Here is a 23203-nt window from a genome sequence, read left to right on the forward strand (position 1 = left end):
TTACGAAACTCCCAGCTTGCGGACATCGAGCGTCCGGACATCGGTGAGTTTGCCGGTCACGGCGGCGGCGGCGGCCATCGCCGGGCTCATCAGATGCGTGCGCGCGTTCGGCCCTTGGCGACCAGGGAAGTTGCGGTTGGTCGTCGAGGCGCAGCGCTCCCCCGCCGGGACGAGGTCGCCGTTGATGCCGACGCACATCGAACAGCCGGGCTCGCCCCACTCCAGGCCGGCGTCGGTGAAGACGCGGTCCAGCCCCTCCGCCTCCGCCTGACGGCGCACCGGGACCGATCCCGGAACCACCAGCCCCGGCACCACGGCGCGGCGGCCGCGCAGCACCGCGGCGGCGGCACGCAGGTCCTCCAGCCGGGCGTTGGTGCAGGAACCGATGAAGACGCGGTCGATGCCGACCTCCTCCAGCCGCGTGCCGGGGGTCAGCCCCATGTAGTCGAGCATCTTCCGCATCTGGCCGGCGCGCACCGGGTCGCTCTCGGCGCCGGGATCGGGAACCGCACCGGTGACCGGCACCGCGGTCTCCGGGCTGGTGCCCCAGGTGACCGAGGGGGCGATGGCCGCGGCGTCGAGCGACACCTCGCGGTCGAAGGCGGCGTCCGGGTCGCTCGGCAGGGTGCGCCAATGTTCGACCGCACGGTCGAACAGCTCCCCCTTGGGGGCGTAGGTCCGCCCCTCGATCCAGGAGAAGGTGGTGTCGTCGGGGGCGATCATGCCGGCCCGCGCCCCCGCCTCGATCGACATGTTGCAGACGGTCAGCCGGCCCTCCATCGACAGGGCGCGGATGGCGCTGCCGGCGTATTCGATGACGTGGCCGGCCGCCCCGTCGGCGCCGATGAAACCGATCACCGCCAGGATCAGGTCCTTGGCCGTCACATGCGCGCCCAACTCTCCATCGACGGTGACGCGCATGGTCCTGGGCCGGCGCTGCCACAGGGTCTGGGTCGCCAGCACATGCGAGACCTCGGTGGCGCCAATGCCGAAGGCGAGCGCGCCGAAGGCGCCGTGGGTGGAGGTGTGGCTGTCGCCGCAGACGATGGTCAGGCCCGGCAGGGTCAGCCCCTGCTCCGGAGCCAGCACATGGACGATGCCCTGCGCCGGGTCGTGCAGCCCGAAATGGCGCAGGCCGTGGCGCCCGGCATTCGCCTCCAGCATCGTCACCATGTTGGCGATCTCCGGATCGGCGATCGGCTTGGCGCGGCTGTGCGAGGGCACGTAATGGTCGGCGACGGCGAAGGTCAGCTCCGGCCGGCGCACCGGGCGCTTGGCGTGGTCGATCATGCCGAAGGCGTGGAAGGAGCCCTCGTGCAGGAAATGGCGGTCGATGGCGAGCAACGCCTGCCCGTCCGGCCGGGTCGCCACAAGATGGGCGTCCCAGACCTTGTCGAACAGGCTGCGGTGGTGCGACGTCATGGGGTGCTTTCCTCCTTCACGGCGTCCGCCGCGGCGGCTCCAGCGATGCGCCCCAGCGCCACCGCGGTCAGCAGCCCGTTGCCGGACAGGTAGCCGGACGCCTTCGCTCCCGACACGCCGCAGGCGGCCCCGCCGGCGGCGTAGAGGTTGGGCAGCGGCCTGCCCTGCCCGCCCAAGACGCGGGCGTCGTCATCGACCACCAGCCCACCCTGGGTGTGGAACAGAGCGCCGGTGACGCGGACGGCGCGGTAGGGTGCCGCCAGCGGCGCCGAGCCGGCGAAGCTCCGGCCGAAGCCGTCGCTTTCCCCCGCTGCCTTCAACCGGTCGACCTCGGCCAAGGTGGCGGCCAGAGCGTCCGCGTCGACCTTCATCAGACGGGCGAGGTCCGCCGGGCTGTCGGCGCCGAGCACCGCGCCCATCGCTTCGGCCTGCCGGAAATCCTCGAACTGGCGGGCGACGGCGGCGATGCGCTCGTCAAAGACGGTCCAGGCGATGCCGTCGGGCTGGCGCAGCACGACGGCGGCCTGCTCCGAATAGCCCTGCGCCTCGTTGGAGAAGCGCTGGCCCGCGCTGTTCACCTGCACGCCGCCTTCGGTGACCGTCGCCCAGGTGACCAGGATGCCGGCGGGGTGGGCGACCGAGCCGTGGCCCTGATGCCCCGACAGATGCCGCGTCGCCGCCCCCAGCGCTTCACCCCAGAGAAGCGCGTCGCCCTGGTTGCCGGGGTGGCCGAAATAGAGCGCGTCGGCCAGCTCCGGCACATGGCGCTCGACCAACGCCCTGTTGCCGCCATAGCCGTTGCAGGCGAGGATCAGCGCCGCGCAGCCGACCCGCTCGACGCTGCCGTCGGGCCGGGTGACCTCGACGCCGCGGACGCGCGGGCCGTCGGCGTGGAGCGCGGTCACCTGCGCCTCGCACAGCACGTCGATGCCGGCGGCCTCGACAGCGCCGCGCAGCCGGTCGATCAGCTCCGCCCCCGACCGGCTGGGCAGCCCGTGCATGCGCCGGGCGCTGTGGCCGGGATAGGTGAAGTTGTCGACCACCGAGAACGGCAGGCCATAGCGGTCGGCCAGCCATTCCAGCGCCGGGCCGACCGCGTGGGCGACGCGGGAGACGTCCGCCGGGTCAGGCTCCCCCTTTGCCTTGGCAATGATGTCGGCGGCGAAGCGCTCGGGGCTGTCCTCAATCCCGGCGGCACGCTGCCAGCGCGTGCCCGGCGCCGGGATCAGGCCGGCCGACAGGGCGGTGGAACCCTGGGGCAGCGCGTCGCGCTCCAGCACCAGAACCTCCGCCCCGCGCTCATGGGCGGCGAGCGCTGCGATCATCCCGGCCGCACCGCCGCCGATCACGACGACGGGCACCGTGAATTCGAACGTCACCCCGTCGGCGGGCAGGATGCGGCTCATGGCGCGGTCAACTCCTCCAGCATCGCCGCGACCGTCGCCACACGGCAGACCGGGCGCAGAGCGGCGACCGAGACGTCATGGACCTGCGGCGTGAAGGCGGCGCAGCCGTCCTCCAGAAGGATGGTGTCGAAGTCGCGGACATGGGCGTCGCGCACGGTGGAGGCGACACCGCCGTTGGTGACGATGCCGCAGACCAGCAGCCGCTCCACCCCGCATTTGCGCAGCACCCACTCCAGCCGCGACATGTAGAAGGCGGAATAAGCGATCTTCTCCACCTCGACATCGACGGGCTGGAGCACGTCCACCGTGCGGTGTCCCCAGCCGCCCGGCTGGAAGTCGCCCTTCGCCAGGAAGGGCCGCAGCGCCTTCAGGTGGGGCGAGATCATCGGCTCGCCGCACCGGCCCGGCACCAGGGTGAAGTTGGTGGAGATCACCCAGCCGCCGCGCGACCGCAACAGGTCGGCCAGCGGCTTCACCCGCTCCGGCAGCGCCAGGATGTCCGGCGCCGTCTGGCCGGCGCGGCCGTAGGCCCCCTCCGGGTGGAGGAAATCGTTCTGCAGGTCGCAGACCAGAAGCGCGGTGCGCTCCATCGGAATGGCGGTGCCGCTCATCGGGCGCTCCTTTCCACGATGACGTTGCCGTAGCCGTCGACGCGGGCGCTGAGGTCGGGGTCGATGACGGTGGTGGCGTCCGGCTGCTCCAGGATCGCCGGACCCTGGATGTGCGCACCGACCGGCAGATCGAGGCGGTTGTAGACCGCCGTGTCGTGCCACGCCCCGTCGAACCAGACGGGCCGCGAGCCGGCGTGGGCGCCCTCGACCGTCGTTCCGGCGGCCGGGGCCAGGGCGGCGAGGTCGAAATGCGGACGACGGCCGATGGCGGCGGTGCGCAGGTTGACGATCTTGGCGCCGACGCCCGGCAGCAGCCGGCTGAAGGACGCTTGATAGGCGCGCTCGAAGGCGGCGCGGATGGTCGCCTCGTCGACGCCTGTCGTGCCATTCTCAACCGACACCGGCAGCGGCACGGCGACCGTGTGGGTCTGGCCGATGTAGTGCATGTCGAGTTCGAAGACGAGGTCGATGCGCTCGACGCTGAGGCCGGCGGACTCCACCACGGCGCGGGCGGCGGTCGCCTCCTCCACCATGCGGCGGTCGAGCGACCCGGCGTCGATGCTGGCCAGCGGCAGGTTCACCGTCTGCACCTGATCGTGCCGGATGTCGGCGATGACGCAGCCGAGCGCCGAGGTCACGCCGGGGAAGCGCGGCACCAGCGCCGCCTTCAGCCCGACCTCCTTGATGAGGGCGCCGACATGCAACGCGCCGCCGCCGCCGAAGGGCACGGCGGCGAACTTGGCCGGGTCGTGCCCGCGCTCGATGGAGACGAGGCGGATGGCGCCGGCCATCTTGCTGTTGGCGATGCGCACCACCGCCTCCGCCGCCGCCATGACGTCGAGGCCGAGCGGCTCGGCGACGTGGGTGGCGATGGCGGTGCGGGCGGCGTCGACGTCCAGCCGGGCGAGCTTGCCGCCGATCGGCCGCTCCGCGTTGATGCGGCCGAGCAGCACGTTGGCGTCGGTCAGCGTCGGGCGGGTGTTGCCCTGGCCGTAGCAGACCGGCCCCGGCCGCGAGCCGGCGCTCTCCGGCCCGACCTGGAGCATGCCGCCGGGATCGACCCCAGCGATGGAGCCGCCGCCGGCGCCGATGGTGGTGATCTCGATCATCGGCGTGCGGACGACCAGACCGAAGTCGATGGTGGTCTGGGCGGCCAGCATGGTCTGCCCCTCCACCACCAGCGACACGTCGAAGCTGGTGCCGCCGAGGTCCCCGGTGATGACGTTGGGGAAGCCCGCCGCCTTGGAGATCGCCGCCGCGGCGATGACGCCGGCCGCCGGACCCGACAGGGCGGTGCGCACCGGCAGGCGCCGGGCGGTGTCGGTGGACATGACGCCGCCGTTCGACTGCACGATGTGGAAGCGCCCGCCGAACCCCTCCCCCGCCAGCGCGTTGTCGAGCTTGGCGAGGTAGCTGCCGACCACCGGCTGGAGATAGGCGTTCAGCGCGGTGGTCGAGGTGCGCTCGAACTCGCGGATCTCCGGCAGGATGCGCGAGGAGCATTCGAGGTTGGCGTTGGGCCACACCGCGCGCGCCGCCTCCAGCGCCGCCAGCTCGTTGGCCGGGTTGGCGTAGGCGTTGATGAAGACGATGGCCAGCGCCTCGGCGCCCATTTCGGCCAGACGGCGAGCGGCGGCGCGCACCTCGTCGGGATCGACGGCGGCGCGGACGGTGCCGTCGGCCAGCGTGCGCTCCGCCACCTCCAACCGCAGATCGCGGTCGACCACGGGAACGAAGTCGCCCCACAGGCCCCAGGTCTGGCGGCGGTCGCGGCGGCGCATCTCCAGCACGTCGCGGAAGCCGGCGGTGGTGATCAGTCCGACCTTGGCGCCCTTGCGCTCCAAGAGCGCGTTGGTGCCGACCGTGGTGCCGTGGACGATGGAGCCCAGTTCGGAGACCGGGCCGAAGCTCTGCAGGCCGGCGAGGAAGCCGACCGCCTCATCGCCGCGGTTGGACGGGACCTTGGCGGTGCGGAAGCTGCCGCGCGCCTCGTCGTAATGGAACAGGTCGGTGAAGGTGCCGCCGACATCGACGCCGACGATGGCGCCCTTGGTGATACCGTTGCTCATGGTCTTGCTTCCGGATTCGTCAGGCGGCGGAGGTTTCGCGGAGCGCCGCGGTGGCGGCGACGTCGAGCGCGCCGTCGTCGGTCAGCGCCACGCCGTAGGCGCTGCGCGCGGCCTCGGCGCCGAGGTAGCCGAGCCGCACGTCGCGGGCCACAGCCTCGGCGTCGCGGCGGCGCGGGTCGCCCCAGCCGCCGCCGCCCGGCGTCTCCAGCCGGACGCGCTGGCCGTCGCGGATCTTCACGTCGGTGACCTTGGAGGCGAGCGGCGGCGACTTCTCGCCCTCGTCGCTCTGCCAGACGAAGCGGTTCAGCGCCGCGGGCGTGCCGCCGGCCACCCCGAAGGGCGCGAAGACGCCACGCTCGCCCAGCAGGAAGACGTCGGCGGCGGTCAGCGCCTCGATCTCGTAGACGGCGCCCAGCCCGCCGCGGTGCAGGCCGGCCCCGGCGGAATCCGGGCGCAGCGCCCATTGGGTGAACATCACCGGGTAGGCGGCTTCAAGGATTTCCACCGGCGGAATGGTGGCGGTGGAGATCGGGTTGTTGGCGTGGTTCAGCCCGTCGCTCTCCGGGTTGCCGCCCAGACCGCCGCCGAAGAAGGAGAACATCACCCAACGCGAGCCGTCCGGACGGTGGCCGGCCAGCGACAGCGCGTTGATCGTGCCGAAGGGTGCCGCGGTGGCGCGGGCCGGATCGGCCAGGGCCAGCGCGCCGAAGACCACGCCGATGACGCGCAGGATGGTCTCGGTGTAGCCGCCGACCGGCTTGGGCGGCTTCACCGCCAGCAGCGTCGTCTCGGGGATGACGAAGGTGATCGGGTTGAGGCAGCCGGCGTTGGCCGGCACGTCGGTGAAGACGTGCTTCAGCGCGACGTAGCAGCAGGCGACCGCCGTGGAATAGGCGATGTTGAGCGGCCCGGCGCAGGGGGCCGAGGAGCGGGAGAAGTCCAGCACCATGCGGTCGCCCGCGATGGTCAGGTCGAGCGCGATGCGCAGGCGGTCGGCGGTGATGCCGTCGTTGTCGAGATAATCCTCGAAGCTGTAGGTGCCGTCGGGCAGCCTGGACAGCGCGCTGCGCATCAGCGCCTCGGCCCGCGCGGTGAAGGCGTCGAAGGCGGCGGCGACGGTGTCCTCGCCATGCTCGTCCAGCAGCTCGGTCAGGCGGCGCACGCCGAGGTCGAGCGCGTTGAGCTGCCCGTTCAGGTCGCCGTAGTTGGACACCGGCACGCGGGAGTTGGCGGCGAGGATCGCCAGCAGGTCATGGTTCATCGCCCCGGCCTTGACCAGCTTCACCGGCGGGATGCGCACGCCCTCCTGGAAGCTGTCGGTGGCCCGCGCGTTGAAGTTGCCGGGCACGTTGCCGCCGATGTCGAGCCAGTGGCCGACCGACGCCATCCAGCAGAACAGCCGGCCCTGGCGGAAGATCGGCCGCACCAGCCGGAAGTCGTTCAGATGGGTGCCGCCGTCGTAGGGGTCGTTGAACAGGAAGATGTCGTCGGGGTGCAGGTCGCCCTCCCGCGCCACCTTGTCGATCACCGCCTTGACCGCGAAGGCCATGGCGCCGACGAAGATCGGCAGGCCATTGGTGCCCTGCACCAGCGTGGCGCCGGTCTCGGCGTGGTAGAGGCCGTGGCAGGCGTCGCGCGCCTCGGCGATGATCGGGTTGAAGGCGGAACGGTAGAGCGTCGCGTCCATCTCGTCGGCGATCTGCTCCAGCCGGCCCTTGAGGACGGCCAGCGTGACGGGGTCGATTGTGGTGGTCTTGGTGGTCATGCCGCGTCCTCCCGCTTTGCGGAGGTGAAGTCCTTGTAGGTTTCGCCGAGCGCCAGCATCTCCGGCGTGCCGATGAGATCGTTCAGCGCGTTGAAGTCGAACATGCGGTCGCGGAAGGGCTGGGTGGTGCCATGCTGCGCCAGCGACGCGTAATAGTCCTGAGCCTGCCGGGCCAGCGCCCGCACGATGCCGCCGGGGAAGATCACCAGCCGGTAGCCGAGATCGCCGAGGTCGGCGGCGGAGCTGATCGGCGTCTGCCCGCCCTCCACCATGTTGGCGAGCAGCGGGCGGATGCCGCCGAGGTCGGTGGCGATGGCGGAGAGCTGCTCCCGGCTCTTCGGCGCCTCGACGAACAGCACGTCGGCGCCGGCCTCGACGTAGAGCCGGGCGCGGTCGAGCGCCGCCGGGACGCCCTCCACCGCCACCGCGTCGGTGCGCGCGATGATCAGAGTGCCCTCGCTGGTCCGGGCATCGACCGCCGCCTTGATCTTGCCGGCCATCTCGCCGGCCGGGATCACCGCCTTGTCGGTCAGGTGGCCGCAGCGCTTGGGAAAGCTCTGATCCTCAAGCTGAAGCGCAGTGGCCCCGGCCCGCTCGAACATGCGCACGGTGCGCTGCACGTTCAGCGCGTTGCCGTAGCCGGTGTCGGCGTCCACCACCAGCGGCGTCGGCACGCGGTCGCGCACCAGCGCGATGGTGTCCGCAACCTCGCTGACCGAGACCAGCCCGATGTCGGGCCGGCCGAGCCGGGTGTAAGCGATGGCCGCGCCCGACAGATACAGCGCCTCGAACCCCGCCGCCGCCGCCAGCGAGGCGGTGAAGGCGTCGTAGACGCCGGGAGCCAGGACGACGCGGTCCTCGGAAAGCCGCTGTTTGAAGGTGAGGTCGGGTCGGGTCATTTCAGACGCTCCCCCCGGCGGCGGCGGGCGCCGACAGAAGCCGGGTCAGGGTTGAAAGGTCGGCCGCGCGGTCGATCGACGCGACGCAGTCGGCAATGGCGGCGGCGTGGGACGCACCCCAGACCGGGCCGGCGAGGTCGGCGAACTTGGCGCGCACCTCGTCCGGGCTGTGGGGGTCCTCGGTGTCGCCCTTGTTGGTCAGCGCCTCAGCCTCGAAGCGCCGGCCGTCGGCCAGGGTCAGGCGGACGCGGGCCGGGCGCAGGCCGGGAAGACGGGCGGTCAGGCCGCGGTCCTCGCGCACGGTCACCCGGCGGGCAAGCTCGCGGGTCGCCGCGTCCTGGCGGGCGCCGTCGCGGAAGGCGTCCGGCGTGGCGGCGCCGTTGGCGAGGAAGGTCGCCAGCGCGAAGGGCAGCGAGAATTTCGCCGCCAGCATGTTCTTCGGCTCGGCCCCGTCGAGTTGGGCGGCCCAGACGTAGGTGTCGACCTCGATGGCCGCGACCTCCGCCGGGTCGATCCGCCCGCCGGCCTGCGCCACGATGTCGCCCAGCGCGTCGAGCGCGCCGTGGGTGTAGCGGCAGGCGGCGTGGCGCTTGAAGTAGTTGCGGGCGATCTCCCAGCGTTCGCCCACCTCCTCGACCATCAGCTCCGGCCGGAAGTCGGTGGCGATGACGCCGCCGAACACGCTGCCGACCCCGTCGGTCTCGCCGATGATGCCGCTTGCCGCCAGATCCCAGGCGGTCAGGCCGAGCTGGTTCGACACCCCGGCGTAGGCGTTGCGCACCGTGCCGCCCTCCAGCATCGTCCGCCGGCTGGTGGCGAGGCCGAGGGTCGAGGCGATGTTGAGCGTCTCGATCATCATCGCCGCGTCGGCGCGGTTCAGATGGGCCACGCCCAGCGCCGCCCCCGCCGTGCCCCAGGTGCCGTGCGGGTGGGTGGTGACCAGCAGCTTGGCGGCAATGCCGATGCGCGACCCGATCTCGTAGCCGAGCGCCAGTGCGGTCAGCAGGTCGGCGCCGGACGCCTTCAGGCGAGAGCCGGCGGCGAGAAGGGCCGGCACGACGTGGATCGCCGGATGGCCGCGGGCGTACTGGTTGCCCTCGTCCAGTTCCAGCATGGTTCCGGCCAGACCGTTGAGGAAGGCGGCGGACCCGACGGCGAAGCCCCGACCGCTGCCGATGGCCGGGCAATCGCCGGAACCGCCGGTCTCGGCGAGGCGGGCGGCGAGCGCGCGGCATTCCGGCTCCTGCATGCCGGCGGCGATCACGCCGACGCAGTCCAGCAGCACCAGCTTCGCCCGCTCCACCACCGTGGCCGGCAGGTCGGCAAAGGTCAGGCCGGCGGCGAAGGTGCCCCAACGGTCGAGCCAGGACGGGCGGGCGGCGGCGAGCAGTTGGCTCGCCGGCTTCACGTCAAAGGACAGGCTTGTCATGTCACCGCTCCCGAGCGGACGGCCCCTAGAGGCCGAGATAGGTGCGTTTCAATTCGGGGTCGCGCGCGATCTCGTCGGACGGTCCCGACAGCGCGAAGACGCCGTTTTCGAGGATGTAGGCGCGGCGGGCGACCTCCAGCGACTGGACGACGTTCTGCTCGACCAGCAGGATCGCCAGCCCGCCCGCGTTCAATTGGCGGATCAGCCCGAACATCTCCTCGACCACCAGCGGCGACAGGCCGAGCGACGGTTCGTCGAGGATCAGCAGCAGCGGTTCGGCCATCAGGCCGCGCCCGATGGCGAGCATCTGCTGCTCGCCGCCCGACAGCGTGCCGGCGAGCTGGCCCTCGCGCTCCTTCAGGCGGGGGAAGGTCGTGAAGATGCGTTCCAGGTTACGCGCCCGGTTCGGCTTGCCGCGCCGGTAGCTGCCCAGCTCCAGATTCTCGCGGATCGACAGGTTGGGGAAGATCTTGCGGCCTTCCGGCACCTGGATCAGCCCCTCCTCGACGATGCGCGCGGCGGAGCGGCCGTCGATGCGGCTGCCGGCGAAATGGATTTCCCCCGCCCAGGGCGGCAGCACGCCCGACAGCACCTTGTTCAGCGTCGTCTTGCCGACGCCGTTGGAGCCGAGGACCGTGACGATCTCGCGATCCAGCACGGCCATGTCGATGCCGCGCAGCACCTCGGTGGCGCCGTAGCCGGTCTTCAGCCCCTGGATGCTCAGAAGCGCCTCAGCCATGGGCCGCCCCCTCCGCCGCAAGGCGGGCGGCGGCGCCGTGGCCGAGATAGGCCTCGATCACGCGGGGGTCCGCGCAGACGGCGGCGGGCTTGCCCTCGGCGATCATGCGGCCCTGCGCCAGCACATAGACGCGCTCGCACAGGTTCATCACCGCCTGCATGACGTGTTCGATCATCAGGATCGTCACCCCTTCGTCGCGGATGCCCCGGATCACCGGGATGATGTCGCGGATCTCCGACGGGTTCAGGCCGGCCAGCACCTCGTCCAGCAGCAGCAGCTTCGGCTCGGTGGCGAGCGCGCGGGCCAGTTCCAGCCGCTTGCGCCCGGCCACCGTCAGCCCGCCGGCCGGCCGGTCCAGCTCGGCCGCCAGCCCGACGCGGCGGGCGACGTCGCGCGCCTTGCCGATGGCGTCGGCGCGTTTGGCGTGGCGCAGATAGGCGCCGACCGCGATGTTCTCGCACACCGTCAACCCGGCGAAGGGCTGGACGATCTGGAACGTCCGGCCGATGCCGCGCTCGGCGCGGCGGTGCGGCTCCTCGCCGGTGATGTCGGTGCCCTCGAACAGGATCCGCCCGTCGCTCGGTGCGACGAAGCCGGAGATCATCGAGAACAGCGTGGTCTTGCCGGCGCCGTTCGGCCCGATCAGGCCGATGATGCCGCCCGGCTCCAGCACGAGCGACGCGTTGTCCACCGCCATCAGGCCGCCGAAGCGCTTGGAGACGGACTCAACGGCCAGCATGGGACACCTCCTTGGCGCCGCGCGTCATCATCCCGCGCCCGCGGTCGCGCAGCCGCTCCAGCAGGCCCAGGATGCCGCCGCGGGCGAAGGCGACGGCCAGCACGAGCACGCTGCCGAAGACGATCAGATCGATGCCGGGGATGCGGCCGGCGAACTGCTTGGCGAGTTCGCCCAGCCCGTGCAGGGTCAGCGCCCCAACCACCGGCCCGAAGACGGTGCCGACGCCGCCGATGATCGGGGCGAGCAGAAGCTCCACCGAGATCCAGCTGCCGTAGGCGATGTGGGCGTCGATGTAGAGGAAATACTGGGCGTAGAGGCAGCCGGACAGCGCCGTCACCGCGCCCGACAGGGCGATGGCGCGCAGCTTCACCTTCAGGGAGTCGACGCCCAGCGCCTTGGCCGCGTCCTCGTTCTCGCGCACCGCGACGAGCTGCGCCCCGAAACGCGAGCGCTGGATCCAGCGCGTCAGCAGCAGCACCCCGGTGACGAAGGCCAGCACCAGCCAATAGAAGACGGCGCGGTCGGCGAATTGCAGGTTGGCGGGGTGGACGTCCAGCTTGATCAGCAGGCCGGCGGCGCCGCCGGTGAAGGAGGCCGCGTTGGCGAGGATGCGGAACACCTCGGCGAAGGCCAGCGTCACCAGCGCGAAGTAGGAGCCGCGCAGGCCGGAGCGGAAGCTGAGGAAGCCGATGGTCCAGGCGACCGCCGCCCCCGCCGCCATCGCGACCAGCAGCCCGGCCCAGGCGTTGACGCCGTAGCGCAGTTGCAGGATCGCCGTCACATAGGCGCCGGTGCCAAAGAAGGCGGCGTGGCCGAAGCTGAACTGGCCGCCGAAGCCGCCCAGGATGTTCCAGCCCTGCGCGCCCAACGCCACGATCAGCGTGAAGACGAGGAAGTTCATCACCGGGCTGGAGGTCACCACCAGCGGCAGCAGCGCGGCGAGGACGGCCAGAACGACGATCGGGATCAGGTCGCGCGCGGTCATGCCTTGGCTCCGAACAGGCCGGTCGGCCGCACCAGCAGCACGGCGATGAAGATTAGAAAGATGCCGATCTGCCCCAGGCTGTCGCCCAGCAGCAGGCCGCACAGGCTCTCCACCACGCCGATGAACAGGCCGCCGAGCAGCGCGCCGGGCAGCGAGCCCATGCCTCCCAGCACCACCACCGTGAAGGCGACCAGCACGAAGGCGCCGCCGATGCGCGGGTTGACGTAGAAGGTCGGCATCAGCAGCGCGGCGGCCACGGCGAGGCAGGCGCAGCCCAGCCCGAAGGTCACGGCGTAGACGTGCGGCACGTCGATGCCGACGAGATTGGCGCCCAGCTTCTCCTTGGCAACGGCGCGGATCGCCTTGCCGGTGTCGGTGCGGTTCAGCACCAGCCAGAGCAGCCCGGTGACCACCACCGCCACCCCCAGCCCGATCACCCGCGGGTAGGACAGCAGCAGCGGCCCCAGCGCGACCACCTGGAACGAGTAATCGGTGTCGAGCGTGCGGGTGTCCGACTGGAAGACCGCCAGAAGCACGTTCTCCAGCACGATCGACAGGCCGAGCGTGACCAGGAGGATGTTGCCGTCGTCGCCGTGGCTGGCCGGCCCGATGACGAAGCGCTGCAACCCGTAGCCCAGCACGAACATCAGCGGCACCAGCGGCACGATCACCAAATAGGGGTCGAGGCCGAGCCAGGCCCAGGCGACCCAGACCGCGAACATCGCGCAGGTCAGCAGAGCGCCGTGGGCGAAATTGATGATGTGGAGCACGCCGTAGATCAGCGTCAGGCCGAGGGCGATCAGCGCGTAGACCGCGCCGGTCATCAGCCCGTTCAGCGCCGCTTCCAGGATGATCTGAGGTGAATACATGGCAGCCCGCGCGTGAGGGAAACGGTTCCCCCGCCCGTCCGGGCGGCCGGTGCGCGGCGCTTCGGGACGGGCGGGGAGAACGGCGGGAGGTGCGAAGGCGATGCGGCGGGTTACGTCGCCGGGAAGTTGGCCTTCGCCTCCGCGAAGTACTCGGGGAAGATCACCTTGATGTCCTCGCCCTGGATCTGCGTGTTGATCGGGGTGGCGCCCTCGTTCTGGCCGTTGACGAACTTCGTCGGGCCGTAGGGCATGATGTGGCCCTCGAAGGTGGAGCTGTTCAGCGCCTCGATGATCTTCTTACGGTCGGCGGAACCGGCGCGCTCGATGGCGTCGGCGAGCAGAAGCACGTTCGAATAGTTCAGCGGGACGTTGTAGGCGAAGGACTTGCCCTGCGCCTCCACCGCCTTGCGCAGCGCCTGGGCCTGCGGATTCTGCGGGTCGTGCCAGTGGTTGCAGTCGATGACGTTCTGGGCCGCCTGCGGGAACTCCTTGACGAAGCGTCCGTTCGACGCCGCCCCGCCCAGCACCGCGTAGACGCCCTTCGGCTTGATGCGCTGCTGCTGCATGGTGCGGGCGAGCAGAACGAACTCGCCGTAGTAGTTGGACGGGATGACGAGATCCGGGTTCAGCGAGCGGATGCGCAGCGCCACGTTGGACATGTCGCGCGCCGGAGTCGGGTGGGCGATGGTCTCCAGGATCTCAAAGCCGCGCTTGGGCAGCTCGGTCTGCAGCAGCTTGGCGAGGCCGGAGCCGAACAGGCCGTCCTCATGGACCAGCACGACGGTCTTCGCCGGCTTGCCGGCCAGCTCGTTGATCTTGGTCAGGTTGTCGAGCGCGACCTGGGTGACCTTGCCGAAGCCGGGGCTGAAGCGGAAGGTGTTGGTCAGGCCGCGCGCCATGATCTGGTCCGACACGCCGACATCGACCAGATAGGGCAGATCGTAGCGCGCCGCCGCCTGCGAGGCGGCGAGGCAGATCGGGCTGGCGAAGCCGCCGACGATGGCGCACACGCCCTCGGCCTGCATGCGCTCCACCTCCTGCGTGCCGGCCTCCGGCGTGGAGCGGGCGTCGCCGAAGACCATCTCGATCTTGGCGCCGCCCAGCGCCTTGAGGCCGCCCGCCGCGTTGATCTCGTTGATCGCCATCTCGGCGCCGAGCCGGCCGAGGTCGCCGTCATGGGCGAGCGCGCCGGTCACCGGCTGGAGGATGCCGATCTTCACGGCCGGGGTCTGCGCCCGCAGAATCGACGGGGCGCCCACCGTCGCGAAGGCGGCTGCCGCGGCGCCCGCCTTGAGCACCGTGCGGCGGGAAACGCCGAAGAGTGCGGAGTCCTGAACCGAACGTCCCATAACGCTCAACTCCTCTGCTTGATGGCCCGCGAGCCGCGGGTGGGCTTTTCGCCCGCTTTGTTTTTGTCGGCCTTGGTCTTCTCGGCCTTGGCAATTTCGGATGCGCGCGGCCGGCCCAGGGCCGGGCTCCAGCGCCGCTCCCCGTCGTCGCCGATGCGCACCAGATCCATGTGGAAGCTGTAGCGGTCGGGCCGGTACAGCGCGTGCAGATGCTCCACCCCGCGGCCGGACGGGTCGTGCACGATGCGGGTCAGCGTCAGCAGCGGCGAGCCGATCTCCAGATCGAGCGCCGCCGCCGGCTCCGGCCCGGCCAGCGTGGCGTTGATCGCCTGGGTCGCCCGCTCGGTCTTCACGCCCGACCGTTCGATCAGCTCCAGCAGCGGGCGCGCCGCCAGCTCCGCCTCCGAATAGGTCAGGCCGAGCCATTCCGGCACATGGGTGGTCAGGTAGGAAAAGGGCTCCCCGTCGATCAGCCGGACGCGCACCGACCGCTGGACCCGCTCGCCCGGCTTCAGCCCCAGACTCTCGGCGATGGCCTCCGGCGGCGCGACATAGCCGAAGGAGAGCAGCTTCACGTCGGTGCTGCGCCCCATGTCGATCAGGTGCGACAGCACGTTGGAGAGGTCGGCGACGATCGGACGGACCGCGCGGCTGTCATGGACGAAGGTGCCGGAGCCAGGCTTGCGCTGCACCAGCCCTTCCTTCTCCAACAGGTCGAGCGCCCGGCGCACGGTCACCCGCGACACGGCGTGCTCGGCGGCCAGCGCCGGTTCCCCCGGCAGGCGCTCGCCCGGCGGCAGGTCGCCGGCGATGATGCGGTCGCGCAGCAGCAGATAGATCCGGCGCGCCTTCAGCGGTTCGACCGACGACTTCACTGTGCCCCGCCTCCTTCTCGCTGGAAACCGGTGTCCGTCTCTCCATAAGACAGGAACCTGTATGATCCATAATACAGCTTCGGTCAACAGCGATGTTGGGGAAACGGACGATCGGCGCCGGGACCCGTGTCGGATGTCGCGGGGACGGGAAACGCAAACGGCCCGCCTCGGGGGGAGGCGGGCCGTTCGGTGGTGGTCGTCTTCAACGCGTCAGTGGCTGATCATCCACGGCCGCGCCGTCGGGAAGCCCTTCGCCCCGTCGGGGGTGCGGAGCACCGAGCGTCCCTTCTTGCCACCACCACCACCGCCGCAGCCGCAGCCCGGTCCGTGCTTGTGCGTCGGCCCGACCTCCGACAGCAGCTTGGGCCGGTCGGCGCTGCGCTCGTTGGTGGCGTGCGCCGTCCGGACGGTGGCCGACAGCCCGGAGAAGGCCGGCGCCATGCGGATCACCCGCTGCGACGGTGTTCCGCAATCGGGACAGGGCTGCGGCAGACCGCTTTCCGCCATCGGCCGCATTCCCGTGAAGTCGCCGCAGGTCGGGCACTCGTAATCGTACATCGGCATGGCGCGGCCTCCCTTCTCTCTCTCTTTACACGCGGTCCTGGGCGATCGGCATGTCGACGTCGCCCTTGATGAACTTCGTCGGGCCGTCGGCGTTCGGGGTGATGTCGAAGTCGAAGATCTGCGTCGGCAGGAACAGGGTGGCGCAGGCGTTCGGCACATCGACCACGCCGCTGATGTGCCCCTGCACCGGTGCGGTGCCGAGGATCGAGTAGGCCTGGGCGCCGGAGTAGCCGAACTTCTTCAGATACTCGATGGCGTTCAGGCAGGCCTGGCGATAGGCGACATGGACGTCCAGGTAATGCTGCTCGCCCGCCTCGTCGACCGAGATACCCTCGAAGATCAGGTAGTCGTTGTAGGTCGGGACGATCGGGCTCGGCTTGAAGATCGGGTTCTTGATGCCGTACTTCGCCATGCCGTCCTTGATCAGGTTGACCTTCAGATGCGCCCAGCCGGCCATCTCGATGGCGCCGCAGAAGGTGATCTCGCCGTCGCCCTGGCTGAAATGCAGGTCGCCCATCGACAGGCCGGCGCCCTTCACATAGACCGGGAAGTAGATGCGCGAGCCGCGCGACAGGTCCTTGATGTCGCAATTGCCGCCATGCTCGCGCGGCGGCACGGTGCGCGCACCCTCCGCCGCCGCCTTGTCGCGGGCCTCGCCCTTCAGCCGGCCCATGTGCGCGGTCGGCGCATAGGGCGGGTTGGCGAGGCCGGGGACGCGGGTCGGGTTGGTGTCGATCAGCGCCTGCTCGCGCTTGTTCCACTTGGCCAGCAGGTCGTGCGACGGCAGGCAGCCGATCAGGCCGGGATGGATCAGCCCGGCGAAGCGCACGCCGGGGATGTGGCGCGACTTGGTGAACATGCCCTCGAAGTCCCAGATCGACTTCTGGGCCAGCGGGAAATGCTCGGTCAGGAAGCCGCCGCCATTCTGCTTGGAGAAGAAGCCGTTGAAGCCCCACTGCTGCTGCGGGAAGGCGCCGATGTCCAGCAGGTCGACGACCAGCAGGTCGCCCGGCTCCGCCCCCTCGACCCCGACCGGGCCGGACAGGAAATGCACCTGGCTGAGATCGACGTCGCGCACGTCGGCGGCATCGTCGTCGTTTTTGATCTGCCCGCCGGTCCAGTCGTAGCATTCCAGGATGAAGTCGTCGCCCGGCTTCACCGTCACCGCCATCGGGATGTCCGGATGCCAGCGGTTGTGGATCATGTCGTTCTCATAGGGAGACTGCGACAGGTCGGCCTTGATCAGGGTGTCAGCCATGGTTTGCTCTTCCTTATTGGTGGACTGATGGGGTGACGAAGGGGTGGATGCTGCGAGCCCCCTCCCCGGCCCTCCCCCGCTCCGCGGGAGAGGGGGCTTTGCACGAAGCGGCGTCCGTCCCCTCTCCCGCGAAGCGGGGGAGGGTTAGGGAGGGGGCCTCAGGCCGCCAGTTCCCGGAATCCGTCCGGAAAGGGGTTCGGCTCGATCAGGTCGCGGGTCTCGAAGACCACGTCGAACTGACCGTCGCGCCGGGCGCGGCCGATGCGGGTGCGGGTCCACAGGTGATGGTTCTCGTGGATGCGCAGCGGCCCGGCCGGCGCCCCGGCGAACTCGATGCCGGGCGAGGCGGCGATGACGCGCGCCACGTCGAAGCTGCCGGCCTTCTCGACCGCCAGCATCCACAGCCAGGGGCCAAGATAGGCGTTGTGGGTGACGTCGCCGATGACGCTGTCCGCCCCCCACATCGCCTTGAAGGCGGCGACGAAGGCGCGGTTGGCCGGCAGCTCCAGGCTCTGGAAATACTTGGCGCAGGTGAAGGCCCCGGCGATGTAGTCGCCGCCGATGCCCATCATCTCGTCCTCGGTGACGCTGTTGGTCATCAGGATCTGGCGGTCCAGCTCGATCCCGGCGGCCTTGAGCTGCTTGTAGAAGGCGACGTTCGAACCGCCGACGACGATGGCGTAGACGACGTCGGGCTTGGCTGCCTTGATGCGCGCGACGATGCTCTCGAAGCGGGTGTCGCCGAGTTCGGCGTAGTCCTCGCCGACGACGCGGCAGCCCTTGGCCTCGATGTGGCGCCGCGCGATGGCGTTCGACGCGCGCGGCCAGATGTAGTCCGATCCGACGAGGAAGAAGCTCTTCGCCCCCTTCTCGCGCATCACCCAGTCCAGCCCGGCGAGAATCTGCTGGGTCGCCTCCTGCCCGGTGTAGATGACGTGGCGGGACTGCTCCAGTCCCTCGTAGAAGGTCGGGTAATAGAGCAGGCCGTCGCGCTTCTCCAGGACCGGCAGCACCTCCTTGCGCGAGGCCGAGGTCCAGCAGCCGAAGATCGCCGCCACCTTGTCCTGCGCCAGCAGCTTGTCGGCACGGGCCGCGAAGGTCGGCCAATCGCTGGCGCCGTCCTCCTGAGCGATCTCGATCCGCCGGCCCAGCACGCCGCCGGCATCGTTGATCTGCTGGATCGCCAGCATCTCCGCCTGGATCGACCCGCCCTCGCTCAGCGCCATGGTGCCGGTGGCGGAATGGAGGATGCCGACCGTCACCGCCTCGTCGGTGACGGCGATGCCGCTCTTGTTGACGATGGCCGTGGCCGGCGCGCCCGGCGCCAGTCCCTGGACGCGCCGCGCCGTGCCCGCCGCCATCAGGCGCCCGGCCACGGACGCGCGGCGGCGCAACGCCGATTGCAGGCTGACCTCCGCCAGGAAATTGTTGACCTCGCGGCTCAGCTCGTCGGCGTGACCGGCGACCTGCGAGGCGGCACCGAGCACTTGCCCGGCCGCCATGCCGGTGTCGGACGCGGCATCCGACACGCCGACGATGTTGGAGGCCACGCTCTCGGTGCCGCGCGCCGCCTCCTGCACGTTGCGGGCGATCTCGCGGGTGGCCGCCCCCTGCTGCTCGACGGCGGCGGCGATGGCCGAGGCGATCTCGTTGATCTCGGCGATGGTGCCGGCGATGGCGCGGATGGCCTCGACCGCTTCGCCCGTCGCCGACTGGATGGCGCCGACCTGGGTGGCGATGTCCTCCGTCGCCTTGGCGGTCTGGTTGGCCAAGGTCTTGACCTCGCTGGCGACGACGGCGAAGCCCTTGCCGGCCTCCCCCGCCCGCGCCGCCTCGATGGTCGCGTTCAGCGCCAGCAGGTTGGTCTGCCCGGCGATGCCCTGGATCAGCCCGATCACCTGCCCGATCCGCGCGGCGCTGTCGGCGAGGCTCTGCACCACCGCGTCGGTGCGGCGGGTGTCGGCCACTGCCCGGCCGGCGATGGCGGCCGACGAGGCGACCTGCCGGCCGATCTCCTGGATCGAGGCCGACAGCTCCTCGGTCGCCGTCGCCACGGTCTGCACGTTCATCGACGCCTGGGCCGAGGACTCCGACATCGCCGCCGACAGCCGGTTGCTGCGCTCGGCGGTGCCGCTCATCGCGGTGGCGGTGTCGGTCATTTCGCCGGCCGCCGAGGAGACGGTCTGCACCAGCCGGCCGACCTTGCCTTCGAAGTCGCGGGTCAGCGCCTCCAGCCGGGCGGCGCGTTCCTCCGTCGCCTTGCGCTCGGCGTCGCGCTGCGCCTCGTGGGCGGCGCGCGCCTCGGCGGCGGCGGCGATGCGGTCGAGGGCGGCGGCGAGGTCGCGCTGCGGATCGTTGCCGCCGACCGCCGCATCGCCGGCCAGCGCGGCGGCCCGCTCGCCGAGCCGACGCAGCCCGGCGCCCTGGCGGTGGGCCAGCGCCGCCGCGGCGGCGGCCAACGCGGCCGAGAGCACGAGGCCGGCGGCCGGCACGGCGGGCGACCCGGCCAGCGGCGTCGCCACGGCGGTCAGCAGAGCGACCACGGCGCAGGCGGTGGACGCGGACTTGGCGGATGTCATGGCGCATCCTTCTGTGGTGGGAGATGGGGTGGGGGCAATCCCTGGCCGCGCCCTAGACCGACAGCAGCCGCGCGACCTTCGCCTCGTCGACCTGATCGCGGCTGTCCTCGTGGACGATCTCGCCGTTCTCGATCACCAGCACGCGGTCGGCGATGTCGAGCGCGAAGCTCAGCACCTGCTCCGACACGATGATGCTGAGACCCTTCTCATCGCGGATGCGGCGCAGGGTGCGGGCCATCTCGCGGATGATCGACGGCTGGATGCCCTCCGTCGGCTCGTCGAGCAGCAGCACCTTCGGCTTGGTGGCGAGCGCGCGGGCGATGGCGAGCTGCTGCTGCTGCCCGCCCGACAGGTTGCCGCCGCGCCGTCCCTTCATCTCCAGCAGCACCGGGAACAGCTCGTACAGGTCCCCCGGCACGCTGCGCCCGCCATGGACGCTGAGGCCCGTCTCGATGTTCTCCTGGACCGTCATGGTCGGGAAGATCATGCGGCCCTGCGGGACATAGGCGACGCCCTTGGCCACCCGCTCGTAGCTTTTCAGGCCGGTGATCTCGTCGCCGCCGATGCGGATGGCGCCGGAGCGCGTCGGCACGATCCCCATCAACGACTTCATCAGGGTCGTCTTGCCCATGCCGTTGCGGCCCATGATGGCGACGATCTCGTTGGGCGCCACGGTGAAGTCCAGCCCATGCAGGACCTCGCTCTCGCCGTAGGACACGCGGAGTTGATTGACGGACAGCATCTCTTGATCCCCCGCTGAATGGCCTGGATAGACTCAGTGGCCCAGATAGACTTCGACGACCTTGGGATCGTTCTTCACCCGCTCCATGCTGCCTTCCGACAGGATCTTGCCCTGGTGCAGGACGGTGACGCGGTGGGCGATGTCCTCGACGAACTTCATGTCATGCTCGATCACCAGCACCGAGCGGTTCTGGATGATGCGGTTCAGCAGTTCGGCGGTCTTCTTGCGCTCGTTCACGCTCATGCCGGCGACCGGCTCGTCGAGCATCAGCAGCTCGGGGTCCTGGATCAGCAGCATGCCGATCTCCAGCCACTGCTTCTGGCCGTGGCTGAGATACTCGGCGCGCTGGTCGAGATGGTCGGAGAGGAAGATCATCTCGGCGATCTCGGCCACCCGCTCGCGCACCGCGGCGTCGCGCTTGAAGGCGAGCGCGCCGAACACGCTGCGCCCGCGGGGGTAGGAGATCTCCAGATTCTCGAACACCGTCAGGTCGTCGTAGATCGACGGGTTCTGGAACTTGCGCCCGACGCCGGCCGTGACGATCTGGTGCTCCTTCATCGCGGTCAGTTCCTTGTTGCGGAACTTGATGGAGCCGCCGGACGCCTTGGTCCGCCCGCAGATGAGGTCGAGCACCGTGGTCTTGCCGGCGCCGTTGGGGCCGATGATGACGTGGATCTCGTTGCTGTCGACGTAGAAGGACAGGTCGTTGACCGCCTTGAACCCGTCGAAGGACACGGTCAGCCCTTCGACCGCCAGCAGGTAATCGGTGTTGTTGGCCATGCTCCGTCCCTCCTCAGTCGGCGGCGGTGTGGGGCGGGATGATCGGCGCCGCGGCGGGGATCGTCGTCCGGCCGACGGTCGGGCGGCGCAGCCGCGGGGCGATGTACTGCTGGTAGAGCCCGGCGAGGCCATTGGGGAACACCATCACCACGCCGATGAACAGGGCGCCCATCGCGAACAGCCACAGCTCCGGGAAGCTCTCCGACAGCATCGTCTTGGCCCAGTTGACCAGCAGCGTGCCGTAGACCGCGCCCAGCAGCGACAGCCGGCCGCCGACCGCGCAGTAGATGACCATCTCGATCGAGGGCACGATGCCGACGAAGGACGGCGACATGAAGCCGACCTGGAGCGTGAACATCGCGCCACCCACCGCCGACAGCGCCGCGGCGAAGCAGAAGACGAAGATCTTGAAGTTTGCGACGTCGTAGCCGGAGAAGCGGACCCGGTCCTCCTTGTCGCGCAGCGCCACCAGGATGCGCCCGAGCTTGGAGCGGCGGACATAGAGGCAGAGCAGGATGCAGCCGATCAGCAGGGCGGCGTTGACGAAGTAGAGCACCAGCTTCGCCTCGTCGGTGCGGATGTCCCAGCCCTTCAGCGTGCGCAGGTCGGTGATGCCGTTGATGCCGCCGGTGTAGCCCTGCTGGCCGACGATCAGAATGGTCAGGATGGCGGCGAAGGCCTGGGTGATGATGGCGAAATAGACGCCGCCGACCCGCCGCTTGAACATCGCCAGCCCGACGATGAAGGCGAGCAGCGCCGGAACCGCCACCACCGCGACGATGGAGAAGGTCAGGCTGTGGAACGGCTCCCAGAACCAGGGCAGCGCCGTGAGCTGGTTCCAGTCCATGAAGTCGGGGATGCCGGGGGTGGACTGGATCTTGGTCGCCTCGGGGCTGGAGGCCTCCAGCTTCAGGAACATCGCCATGCAGTAGCCGCCGATGCCGAAGAAGATGCCCTGCCCCAGCGACAGGATGCCGGCGCTGCCCCAGCACAGCACGAGGCCGAGCGCCACGAAGGCGTAGGTCAGGTACTTGCCGACCATGTTCAGCCGGAAGATGTCGAGCCCCAGCGGGAGGACGACCACCAGCAGGGCGGCCAGCAGCAGGATGCCGGCGACGTCACCGTCGATGCGCCCGAGAAGGCCGTTTTGAGGGTTGCGCGTCATGGTGAAGGACTCCTCAGCGGCGGACTTTGAGGACGAACAGGCCCTGCGGGCGCAGCATCAGGATCACGACGACGGTCAGCAGCGTCAGCACCTTGGCGGTCGAGCCGCTGAGGAAGAACTCCATCGTCGACTGGGCCTGGCTGATGGTGAAGGCCGACGCGATGGTGCCGACCAGGCTCTGCGCGCCGCCGAACACCACCACCAGGAAGGTGTCGACGATGTAGAGCTGGCCCGAGGTCGGGCCGGTCGAGCCGACCATGGTGAAGGCGCTTCCCGCCACCCCGGCGATGCCGCAGCCGAGCCCGAAGGTGTAGCGGTCGACCTTCTCGGTGTTGATGCCGACGGCGCCGGCCATCGTGCGGTTCTGCATCACCGCCCGCACGCCCTGGCCCCAGCGCGAGCGGAACATCACGGCGTAGATGACGACGGTGATGGCCATGGTCAGGGCCATGACGAACAGGCCGTTGATCGGCACCTCGATGGTGTCGGTGACGGCGACCGAGCCCATCAGCCAGTCCGGCAGGACCACGCCGACCTCGCGCGCGCCGAAGACCGAGCGGAAGACCTGCTGCAGGATCAGGCTCAGCCCCCAGGTCGCCAGCAGCGTGTCGAGCGGGCGGCGGTAGAGGAAGCGGATCATCCCCCATTCCACCAGCATCCCCAGCGCCCCGCTGGCGACGAAGGCCAGGATCATGGCGATGAAGAAATAGGCCGGGAACAGCGCCGGCGCGGTGCTGGAAATGAAGTTGGAGCAGAGGTAGGTCACGTAGGCGCCGAGGATCATGAACTCCCCGTGCGCCATGTTGATGACGCCCATCTGCCCGAAGATGATGGCGAGGCCCAGCGCCATCAGCACGAAAACGGAAAAGAGAATGAGCCCCGCGAATCCCTGCATGGCAAAGATCGACCCGAGCTCGGCCAGGCTGTAGCCCTCGAACATGATGGGAACTCCCGTGCG

The 23203-nt window shown here is 70.1% G+C and carries 20 protein-coding genes; all 20 read right to left on the minus strand.

Translation table 11 applies throughout. The features are described from left to right. Positions 1-1422, minus strand: a complete 1422-nt coding sequence (leuC, locus tag FBZ83_RS30150; protein ID WP_145690584.1) for a 3-isopropylmalate dehydratase large subunit — start codon at positions 1420-1422, stop codon at positions 1-3. Further along, a complete protein-coding gene (locus tag FBZ83_RS30155) occupies positions 1419-2828 on the minus strand; it encodes an FAD-dependent oxidoreductase (protein ID WP_145690586.1) in 1410 nt (469 codons plus the stop codon). Before FBZ83_RS30155 ends, leuC begins: the two co-directional genes overlap by 4 nt. Next, entirely contained in the window at positions 2825-3439 is a 615-nt protein-coding gene (locus FBZ83_RS30160; protein ID WP_145690589.1) for a cysteine hydrolase family protein, read from the minus strand. The genes FBZ83_RS30155 and FBZ83_RS30160 overlap by 4 nt, the downstream gene beginning before the upstream one ends. After that, on the minus strand, positions 3436-5508 hold the full coding sequence (locus FBZ83_RS30165; protein WP_145690591.1) for a hydantoinase/oxoprolinase family protein: 2073 nt from the start codon (positions 5506-5508) through the stop codon (positions 3436-3438). The genes FBZ83_RS30160 and FBZ83_RS30165 overlap by 4 nt, the downstream gene beginning before the upstream one ends. 19 nt (positions 5509-5527) lie before the next feature. Further along, positions 5528-7273, minus strand: a complete 1746-nt coding sequence (locus tag FBZ83_RS30170) for a hydantoinase B/oxoprolinase family protein (RefSeq protein WP_145690593.1) — start codon at positions 7271-7273, stop codon at positions 5528-5530. Next, a complete protein-coding gene (locus tag FBZ83_RS30175) occupies positions 7270-8172 on the minus strand; it encodes an isocitrate lyase/PEP mutase family protein (RefSeq protein WP_137141170.1) in 903 nt (300 codons plus the stop codon). The genes FBZ83_RS30170 and FBZ83_RS30175 overlap by 4 nt, the downstream gene beginning before the upstream one ends. 1 nt (position 8173) lies before the next feature. Further along, positions 8174-9601 carry an MmgE/PrpD family protein gene (locus FBZ83_RS30180; RefSeq protein WP_145690595.1) on the minus strand — a complete coding sequence of 476 codons (1428 nt, stop codon included), beginning with the start codon at positions 9599-9601 and terminating at the stop codon, positions 8174-8176. Between the two features lie 25 nt (positions 9602-9626). Beyond that, positions 9627-10340, minus strand: coding sequence for an ABC transporter ATP-binding protein (locus FBZ83_RS30185; protein WP_145690597.1), 714 nt, complete (start codon positions 10338-10340; stop codon positions 9627-9629). Further along, on the minus strand, positions 10333-11079 hold the full coding sequence (locus FBZ83_RS30190) for an ABC transporter ATP-binding protein (protein ID WP_145690599.1): 747 nt from the start codon (positions 11077-11079) through the stop codon (positions 10333-10335). Before FBZ83_RS30190 ends, FBZ83_RS30185 begins: the two co-directional genes overlap by 8 nt. Then, entirely contained in the window at positions 11066-12064 is a 999-nt protein-coding gene (locus FBZ83_RS30195; RefSeq protein ID WP_145690602.1) for a branched-chain amino acid ABC transporter permease, read from the minus strand. Before FBZ83_RS30195 ends, FBZ83_RS30190 begins: the two co-directional genes overlap by 14 nt. Then, on the minus strand, positions 12061-12933 hold the full coding sequence (locus FBZ83_RS30200; protein ID WP_114858882.1) for a branched-chain amino acid ABC transporter permease: 873 nt from the start codon (positions 12931-12933) through the stop codon (positions 12061-12063). The genes FBZ83_RS30195 and FBZ83_RS30200 overlap by 4 nt, the downstream gene beginning before the upstream one ends. A gap of 110 nt (positions 12934-13043) precedes the next feature. Beyond that, positions 13044-14282: an ABC transporter substrate-binding protein gene (locus FBZ83_RS30205; protein ID WP_145690604.1), complete on the minus strand. Its 1239-nt coding sequence runs from the start codon at positions 14280-14282 to the stop codon at positions 13044-13046. 5 nt (positions 14283-14287) lie between these two features. Beyond that, entirely contained in the window at positions 14288-15157 is an 870-nt protein-coding gene (locus FBZ83_RS30210; RefSeq protein ID WP_145690606.1) for a GntR family transcriptional regulator, read from the minus strand. A gap of 210 nt (positions 15158-15367) precedes the next feature. Beyond that, positions 15368-15721 carry an FmdB family zinc ribbon protein gene (locus FBZ83_RS30215; protein WP_145690608.1) on the minus strand — a complete coding sequence of 118 codons (354 nt, stop codon included), beginning with the start codon at positions 15719-15721 and terminating at the stop codon, positions 15368-15370. A 25-nt stretch (positions 15722-15746) separates the two neighbouring features. Continuing rightward, positions 15747-16979 carry a formamidase gene (gene fmdA, locus FBZ83_RS30220; protein ID WP_094302374.1) on the minus strand — a complete coding sequence of 411 codons (1233 nt, stop codon included), beginning with the start codon at positions 16977-16979 and terminating at the stop codon, positions 15747-15749. A gap of 158 nt (positions 16980-17137) precedes the next feature. Beyond that, the gene (urtA, locus tag FBZ83_RS32575; RefSeq protein WP_145690610.1) at positions 17138-19558 is read right to left on the minus strand and encodes an urea ABC transporter substrate-binding protein; all 2421 of its coding nucleotides are present in this window, start codon (positions 19556-19558) and stop codon (positions 17138-17140) included. Between the two features lie 52 nt (positions 19559-19610). Continuing rightward, positions 19611-20300, minus strand: coding sequence for an urea ABC transporter ATP-binding subunit UrtE (urtE, locus tag FBZ83_RS30230; RefSeq protein WP_040133978.1), 690 nt, complete (start codon positions 20298-20300; stop codon positions 19611-19613). A gap of 33 nt (positions 20301-20333) precedes the next feature. Then, a complete protein-coding gene (gene urtD / locus FBZ83_RS30235; RefSeq protein ID WP_137141180.1) occupies positions 20334-21080 on the minus strand; it encodes an urea ABC transporter ATP-binding protein UrtD in 747 nt (248 codons plus the stop codon). A gap of 13 nt (positions 21081-21093) precedes the next feature. Then, positions 21094-22245 (minus strand): urea ABC transporter permease subunit UrtC, encoded by a 1152-nt coding sequence (gene urtC / locus FBZ83_RS30240; RefSeq protein ID WP_145690612.1) that lies wholly within the window; start codon positions 22243-22245, stop codon positions 21094-21096. Positions 22246-22258: 13 nt separating this feature from the next. Then, positions 22259-23185 (minus strand): urea ABC transporter permease subunit UrtB, encoded by a 927-nt coding sequence (gene urtB / locus FBZ83_RS30245; protein ID WP_145690614.1) that lies wholly within the window; start codon positions 23183-23185, stop codon positions 22259-22261. Positions 23186-23203: the final 18 nt, after the last annotated feature.

This window comes from Azospirillum brasilense (assembly GCF_007827815.1).
Lineage (GTDB): Bacteria > Pseudomonadota > Alphaproteobacteria > Azospirillales > Azospirillaceae > Azospirillum > Azospirillum brasilense_C.

Bases quoted from the DNA above. Each gene is read 5' to 3' on its own strand.
- leuC (WP_145690584.1), bottom strand. From the start codon at position 1,422: ATGACGTCGCACCACCGCAGCCTGTTCGACAAGGTCTGGGACGCCCAT.
- FBZ83_RS30155 (WP_145690586.1), bottom strand. From the start codon at position 2,828: ATGAGCCGCATCCTGCCCGCCGACGGGGTGACGTTCGAATTCACGGTG.
- FBZ83_RS30160 (WP_145690589.1), bottom strand. From the start codon at position 3,439: ATGAGCGGCACCGCCATTCCGATGGAGCGCACCGCGCTTCTGGTCTGC.
- FBZ83_RS30165 (WP_145690591.1), bottom strand. From the start codon at position 5,508: ATGAGCAACGGTATCACCAAGGGCGCCATCGTCGGCGTCGATGTCGGC.
- FBZ83_RS30170 (WP_145690593.1), bottom strand. From the start codon at position 7,273: ATGACCACCAAGACCACCACAATCGACCCCGTCACGCTGGCCGTCCTC.
- FBZ83_RS30175 (WP_137141170.1), bottom strand. From the start codon at position 8,172: ATGACCCGACCCGACCTCACCTTCAAACAGCGGCTTTCCGAGGACCGC.
- FBZ83_RS30180 (WP_145690595.1), bottom strand. From the start codon at position 9,601: ATGACAAGCCTGTCCTTTGACGTGAAGCCGGCGAGCCAACTGCTCGCC.
- FBZ83_RS30185 (WP_145690597.1), bottom strand. From the start codon at position 10,340: ATGGCTGAGGCGCTTCTGAGCATCCAGGGGCTGAAGACCGGCTACGGC.
- FBZ83_RS30190 (WP_145690599.1), bottom strand. From the start codon at position 11,079: ATGCTGGCCGTTGAGTCCGTCTCCAAGCGCTTCGGCGGCCTGATGGCG.
- FBZ83_RS30195 (WP_145690602.1), bottom strand. From the start codon at position 12,064: ATGACCGCGCGCGACCTGATCCCGATCGTCGTTCTGGCCGTCCTCGCC.
- FBZ83_RS30200 (WP_114858882.1), bottom strand. From the start codon at position 12,933: ATGTATTCACCTCAGATCATCCTGGAAGCGGCGCTGAACGGGCTGATG.
- FBZ83_RS30205 (WP_145690604.1), bottom strand. From the start codon at position 14,282: ATGGGACGTTCGGTTCAGGACTCCGCACTCTTCGGCGTTTCCCGCCGC.
- FBZ83_RS30215 (WP_145690608.1), bottom strand. From the start codon at position 15,721: ATGCCGATGTACGATTACGAGTGCCCGACCTGCGGCGACTTCACGGGA.
- fmdA (WP_094302374.1), bottom strand. From the start codon at position 16,979: ATGGCTGACACCCTGATCAAGGCCGACCTGTCGCAGTCTCCCTATGAG.
- urtA (WP_145690610.1), bottom strand. From the start codon at position 19,558: ATGACATCCGCCAAGTCCGCGTCCACCGCCTGCGCCGTGGTCGCTCTG.
- urtE (WP_040133978.1), bottom strand. From the start codon at position 20,300: ATGCTGTCCGTCAATCAACTCCGCGTGTCCTACGGCGAGAGCGAGGTC.
- urtD (WP_137141180.1), bottom strand. From the start codon at position 21,080: ATGGCCAACAACACCGATTACCTGCTGGCGGTCGAAGGGCTGACCGTG.
- urtC (WP_145690612.1), bottom strand. From the start codon at position 22,245: ATGACGCGCAACCCTCAAAACGGCCTTCTCGGGCGCATCGACGGTGAC.
- urtB (WP_145690614.1), bottom strand. From the start codon at position 23,185: ATGTTCGAGGGCTACAGCCTGGCCGAGCTCGGGTCGATCTTTGCCATG.